At 58.3% G+C, this 6,059-nt stretch carries 8 protein-coding genes; 1 reads left to right on the top strand and 7 read right to left on the bottom strand.

All coding sequences use genetic code 11. The features are described 5' to 3' along the window. The 6 genes from DL239_RS21550 to DL239_RS21040 all read right to left on the bottom strand — a co-directional run. Positions 1-213, bottom strand: a 213-nt coding sequence (locus DL239_RS21550) for a hypothetical protein (RefSeq protein WP_206188588.1), incomplete at its 3' end; no start/stop codon positions are given. Beyond that, a complete protein-coding gene (locus DL239_RS21060; RefSeq protein ID WP_167686062.1) occupies positions 210-389 on the bottom strand; it encodes a protein NnrT in 180 nt (59 codons plus the stop codon). The genes DL239_RS21550 and DL239_RS21060, both read right to left, overlap by 4 nt. Before the next feature lies 1 nt (position 390). After that, positions 391-2,298, bottom strand: a complete 1,908-nt coding sequence (locus tag DL239_RS21055) for a nitric oxide reductase activation protein NorD (RefSeq protein ID WP_167686061.1) — start codon at positions 2,296-2,298, stop codon at positions 391-393. A 6-nt stretch (positions 2,299-2,304) separates the two neighbouring features. Further along, positions 2,305-3,102, bottom strand: a complete 798-nt coding sequence (locus DL239_RS21050) for a CbbQ/NirQ/NorQ/GpvN family protein (protein WP_167686060.1) — start codon at positions 3,100-3,102, stop codon at positions 2,305-2,307. 2 nt (positions 3,103-3,104) lie between these two features. Further along, positions 3,105-4,475: a cbb3-type cytochrome c oxidase subunit I gene (locus tag DL239_RS21045; protein WP_167686059.1), complete on the bottom strand. Its 1,371-nt coding sequence runs from the start codon at positions 4,473-4,475 to the stop codon at positions 3,105-3,107. 11 nt (positions 4,476-4,486) lie between these two features. After that, positions 4,487-4,939: a c-type cytochrome gene (locus DL239_RS21040; RefSeq protein WP_167686058.1), complete on the bottom strand. Its 453-nt coding sequence runs from the start codon at positions 4,937-4,939 to the stop codon at positions 4,487-4,489. Positions 4,940-5,085: 146 nt separating this feature from the next. Here DL239_RS21040 and DL239_RS21035 point away from each other — a divergent pair, with 146 nt between their 5' ends. Continuing rightward, a complete protein-coding gene (locus DL239_RS21035) occupies positions 5,086-5,310 on the top strand; it encodes a DUF1858 domain-containing protein (RefSeq protein WP_167686057.1) in 225 nt (74 codons plus the stop codon). On the opposite strand, the gene DL239_RS21030 is transcribed toward DL239_RS21035, so the two are convergent. After that, positions 5,302-5,997 carry a Crp/Fnr family transcriptional regulator gene (locus DL239_RS21030; protein ID WP_167686063.1) on the bottom strand — a complete coding sequence of 232 codons (696 nt, stop codon included), beginning with the start codon at positions 5,995-5,997 and terminating at the stop codon, positions 5,302-5,304. The genes DL239_RS21035 and DL239_RS21030 overlap by 9 nt on opposite strands. Positions 5,998-6,059: the final 62 nt, after the last annotated feature.

Raw genomic sequence — 6,059 nt, 5'->3', positions numbered from 1 at the left:
GAACCAGTATGTGAGTGGTGCTCCGAGAACCAAGCCGACATATATTGAGTTTACGGGCGAGAGGACTGGCCAACCGATCCATGATGTGATGAGGGAAGCGAAGAAGATGTTGACGGCGGCGGCACCGGCGCCGAAGGGGTAGAGCACCAGTGTCAGTTTGGTTTTGCTCCAGACCTCGGGGTTGTCCTGCCCCCCCTTCGGGTCAGTAGTCATCGTTTGTGGACCAGCCAGGCCACCAGGACCAGGGCGCCAACCATCATCAGCGAGCCCATGAAGAACCAGAACTCAGCCGTGGCGCTTTGGGCCTGGGGGATCGGGCGGCTATAGGCTTCGGCCCAGACCTGCGCAGGCAAAAGGAAGGCTGTGACAAAGGCAAAAAGGCGGGTCATTTCAGGTCTCCTGAGTGAGGGAACGATAGATTTGTGGCAGCGCGCGGGTCAGCCGCGTTGGGTCCGGCAGCAGGGTGAACCCTGCCCGCCCAAAGATACGCGCAAACCAGTCCTGGCCGTCTTGATCTATGACAATCCCATGCACCACATGGCCCAGACGCCGGGCCTCGCGCACCGCCATGTGGCTGTCCTCGATGCCGTGGATGCCCTCGTAGTGGTCCAGATCGTTGGGCTTGCCGTCGGTCAGCACCAAGAGCAGCTTGCGGGTTGAGCTTTCCTGATCGAGCATCGCAGTCGTGTGCCGGATAGCGGCGCCCAGCCGGGTATAGTGGCACGGAGTCAGCCCGCAGATTTTCTGGGTGACATCCGGGGACATATGATCGTCGAACCCCTTGCATTTCTTCAGGAACACCCGGTCGCGGCGCAGCGAGGAAAAGCCCCAGATGCCCAGCCGGTCACCGCTGGCGTCGATGCCACCAGCCAGCGCCACTAGGCTCTCGCGGGCGATATCCAACACGGTGGCATCCCCCACCGAGGCCTCGGTCGAGCGCGACGTATCCAGCAAAAAGCCCACAGAGAGATCGCGGTCAATCTGGCGCATGCTTTGATAGATCCGGTCGCTTGAGGTGCCATCAGCCTTTAGGTCGACCCGGGCCGAGATCAGCGCATCGAGATCCAGCTCGCTGCCCTCGATCTGGCGCGGTCGCAGGATCCGGCGGGGGTGCAGTGCCTCAAACTGGCGGCGCACCGCCCGTAGAATGCGTGGATCCGGGGCCAATCCCTGCGGCGCATCGGCGTCAGCGTCTGCCTCCAGCACCCGGGTGTGATCGGGCATGTAAGCGTTCTGGCGGTGGTCCCATTCAGGGTATGTGTGCACACCGGCCAGACGCTCGTGGTCGGCGTCCGCCGGGGCCAGATCCAGGTGCATGCGCAACCGGGTGGCGGCCTTTTTGTCGTTATGCTTGGACAGGATGATCTTATCCTGGTCATCGGCCGCCTTTTGCGCGTCCTCGTTTTCGTCGTCGTCCACCATCCGGTTCAGGTTCATGCTTTCGACCCAGGACAGGATCGATTCAAACCGGTGGAAGATAAAACTGTCCTTGCGGTTGGCCTCTTCGCGGTCTTCGCGGGCAGCCATTTTACGATCGGTTGTGGCCGCACCCGGTGGCGGGCCTGCGTTGTCGGCCTCTTCTTCCTCACCCGCATTGGCACCGGATCCGGGCGCAGAGAGCGTCAGCCAGATCGGAACGGGGGTAAAGGGCAGATAGCTTTTGGGGCTCTGCTGTGGTGCAGGAATATCTATGGGTTGCGCCTCGGGGCTGTTGAGCTGGTCGCGAATGGCGTGCTCCAGTCGGGCCTCTTCGCGCGGCAACCGCAGCTTGGGCCGGGTCGCCAGAATAAAGCTGCACATCCGCTGATAAGCGCCGCGCAGCCCAGGGCAGTGTTGATAGACCAGATCCGATGCTGTCGCCATTGCCTCGATCTGGGCGTGGTCTTTCAGGCAGTCGCAGCCCTCGACCGGCGGCAGAACCGGCCGGGTCGCCGCCAAGGCAACCAGCCAAAAATAGGCCGCCCGATTCATTGCAGCCTCGGGAAAGGCCTCCATCACCGGAGGCAATCCCAGACGTTCACCGTCAAAACGTGGCAGGAACAGCAATTCACCCCGGTTGCCCAACTTGCGGGTCACCGATTGACGGTGGTTTGAACGCACCGCTGGTGTCTCACCAATCTCGACAGACCCATCGCCGCCAAGCGCGCGGAACAGCAAGACCAGGCTAGGTCGGATTTCAGACAACTGCACCGCCGCCTCGGGGAAGCTCGGCTGAGCCCCCACTTTGGTGACGTAGTCGTGCCAGATGTTGCCAACGGCTTCCTCTGGGTCCATCAGATCAAGGGGGTGAATGGCCATATTTCCTTACCCGTATACGACAGCGATCAGATCGCGCAGCGCGGTTTGAACATCCGACTCGTCGGTCAGAGGTTCGACAATTGCGGCCTGCAGGGCCTGATCGATAGGCATGCCACCGGCGATCAACTGCGCGGCGTAAATCAGCAGCCGGGTCGAGACGCCCTCTTCCAGATCCATACCAGACAGGGCACGAATGTGACCGGCCAGCCGGATCAGAGGCGTGACACGGGCCTCGTCCAGACCGCTTTCGCGGGCTACAACCACGACCTCAGTCGCGGCATCCGGAAAGTCAAAAGACGCAGACAGGAACCGCTGACGGGTCGATGGTTTCATCCGCTTTAGCACATTTTGGTAGCCAGGGTTATAGCTGGCAACCAGCATAAAGCCTTCAGGCGCTACCAGCTCTTCGCCAGTGCGGTCCACCATCAGGGTGCGACGGTTGTCGGTCAGCGGGTGCAACACAACGGTTACATCCTTACGGGCCTCAACCACCTCATCCAGATAACAGATCGCACCTTCGCGCACCGCGCGGGTCAATGGGCCATCAACCCATTCGGTTTCGCCACCGCGCAGCAGGTAGCGGCCAATCAGGTCAGCCGCTGACAGGTCATCATGACAGGCCACAGTATAGAGCTTGCGCCCGGTACGGGCTGCCATGTGTTCGACAAAACGGGTTTTGCCGCAGCCGGTCGGCCCCTTCAAAAGAAGGGGCAAACCGTTGGTGTGGGCTGTCTCAAACAGGGCGCATTCATTGCCAACCGGCTGATAGAATGGCACGTCAAAGTCAGTAGTTTGGGCGTTCATGGTTATTCTCCAGCCACAGGGACATCAGTGCCTTTGGTCAGCAGTTCACGACGCGGTACCATCATCGAGTAGATGAACAGCAGCGCACCGATGACCACAGCCAGACCAGAGCCAAAGCGCATCATGTAGAACAGGCTCAGACCTTCTTGCACTTCCATGAAGTTCTCACCCAGAACCCGCTGCATGTGGGTTTGAATGGTGCCAGCAAAGGTCAGCACAAAGGTCATGAAGGCCATACCACCGGTCATCAGCCAGAACGCAGCCATGTTCAGCACCTGGTTATACGGATCACGTCCACGCAGATGTGGGATCGCATAGCTCATGATGGCCAGGTTGGTTGCAACATAGGCACCGTAGAACGCCAGGTGGCCGTGGGCCGCAGTGATCTGAGTGCCGTGGCTGTAGAAGTTCACGCCGTGCAGGGTATGCAGGAAGCCCCAGACGCCAGCGCCAAAGAAGGCAACAGTCGACGCACCAAGGGACCACAGCAGAGCTGCTTTGTTCGGGTGGTTGCGACGGCCTTTCCAGACCATGACAAAGGCAAAGCTCATCATCAGGAAGAATGGAATGACTTCCAAAGTCGAGAAGATCGAGCCGATCCACTGCCAGTAACCGGGCAGACCGATCCAGTAGAAGTGGTGACCTGTGCCCAGAATGCCTGAGAACAGTGCAGTCGATACAATGACATAGAGCCATTTCTCAACGATCTCGCGATCCACACCTGTTAGTTTCAGCAGCAGGAAGGCCAGAATGGAGGCCATCACCAGTTCCCAGGTTGCTTCGACCCAGAGGTGAACGATGAACCACCAGTACATTTTGTCCAGGCTCAGGTTGTCAGGGTTGATAAAGGCAAACAGCCACAGCAGCGACAAGAGCCACAGACCCACCAGCAGCACGTTGGAAATCGCGGTTTTACGACCGGCCAGCACTGTCATGGTGATGTTGAACAGGAAGATCAGCGCCGCGACCAGAATGCCCAGTTTGACCCAGGTCGGTTGCTCGATGAACTCACGTCCCTGCATCCCCAGCAGATAGTTGCCCGGGAACGGGTTGAACACATAGGTCAGAACCGCGCCCAGGGTGCCGATGACCAGAATGATCAGCTGCAAATAGGCCAGCTTCTCCGAGTAGATCTCGCGTTCGCTTTCCTCGGGGATCAGGTAATAAGCCGCGCCAAAGAAGCCCAGCAGCAGCCAGACCACCAGCGCGTTGGTGTGCAACATGCGCACCACGTTGAACGGCAGCAGTTCAGACAGGAAGTTTGGCGAGACGTAAATCCAGCCGGCGATCAGCCCACCCAGAACCTGAATGGCGAACAGTCCCATCGCCACCAGGAAGTAGGCATAGGCCACTTTTTGTGTTTGATATTTCATAGCGTGTCTCCTTAACCCGCGTCATTGGGCGGCCAGCCCTGAAGGTCGGTCTGGTCTGCCCAACGCAGGAATTCGGCAAGACCGCGGGTTTCTTCTTCGGTCAGGTCAAAGAACGGCATCTGGCGACGACCTTCGATGCCAGTGGGCTGGGCTGCCATCCAGCCATCGAGCATTTCGTAGGCCTCTTCGGGCTCGTCCTGAACGCCCCAGCGGGTCATCACATTGCCGACCTCGGGGGCAAAATAGGCGCCTTCGCCGTGCAGCGTATGACAGTTGATGCAGCTGTTTCTCTCCCAGACATGTTTGCCCAGGATCACCTCTTCACTCAGCGGCATTCCAGCGGTTGATGTATTGACCACATAGCGGTGGCTTTGAACGGAAAGGACCCCAAAAATCGCTATAAAAAAGAGCGATCCTCCGTAGAAGATATTGCGGGCCCGTGACTTCGTTAGGATCTCTGACATTTGGGGAATCCAGTCGTGGTTGCGGGTGCCACAAATCTAGAAGCCATTGACCAGCCTGAGTTTGTTGCAGAACAAAGAACCCGGATTTTTCCAGCCTATTCTGAGCTATAAAACAAGGCGCCAGTTAAACCCGAGGCCGTATTCCCATGTCGTTGATAGACAACAGCCTTCTCGTCTCAGATATCCTGGCAAAATACCCGCAGACGGCGCAGGTCTTTCTCAACCACCAGATGCTCTGTGTGGGATGTCTGGTGGCGCCGTTTCACACGATCGCAGATGCCTGTCTGGAACACGGGCTGGATGAGGACGCGTTTCTGGCAGATCTGACCCGGGCAATCGCCACAACCAACCAAACCAAAAGCTCAGTCTGATTTCTCGCTCAGCACCACAAGACGATGCGGATCCGTCACCACAATATGACGCCGCGAACTCTTCACCAGACCACCCTTCTCCCAGGCGCTCATCAGGCGGCTGACCGTATGCAGGGTAGTGCCGGTCATGTCCGACAGGTTCTGCCGGGTGATCGGAAAGTCGATTTCGATACCACCCTCAACGGCTTTGCCCGATTGGCGGATCAGACGCAGCACCGCCCGCGCCACTCGTTGTTCAACCTGCTGCGTCGCCATTTCCACCAGACGGTTGTTCATCTCGCCCATCCGCTCGCCGACGACCTTGTAGCTTTCCGTCGCAAACCCATCATATTTGGCGGTGAACTTAGACCAATGGCTGGTCGGCCAGGACAGAACAAGACAGTCATCAACCGGCATCGCAGTTGCTGGATAGGTCTCGCGCCCAATCGCCGCCGCGATGCCAAACAATTGCCCCGCAACAATATGCAGAGCAATCACCTGATCGCCGCCTTCCGTGGTGCGCAGCACGCGAATATGACCATCCAGAAGCAGATAAAACCGATCCGCAGCCATCCCTTCGTCAAATATCGCAGTCCCAGCGTCAAACCGCTTCGGCTCCGCCAAATCCAAAATCTCGCGAACCTGGGGACGCTGCAATTTGCGAAACGGAGGAACTCCACCCAAAAGGCTCTCATCCAGCTTCTTCAAAATCATGTCCCCGAGTTTGTTCAACAACAATGTCCTACAACGACAAACTCGATAATCCAACA

It is taken from the genome of Parasedimentitalea denitrificans, assembly GCF_011813015.1.
GTDB lineage: Bacteria > Pseudomonadota > Alphaproteobacteria > Rhodobacterales > Rhodobacteraceae > Parasedimentitalea > Parasedimentitalea denitrificans.
This window is presented reverse-complemented; position numbering and strand designations above follow the sequence as displayed.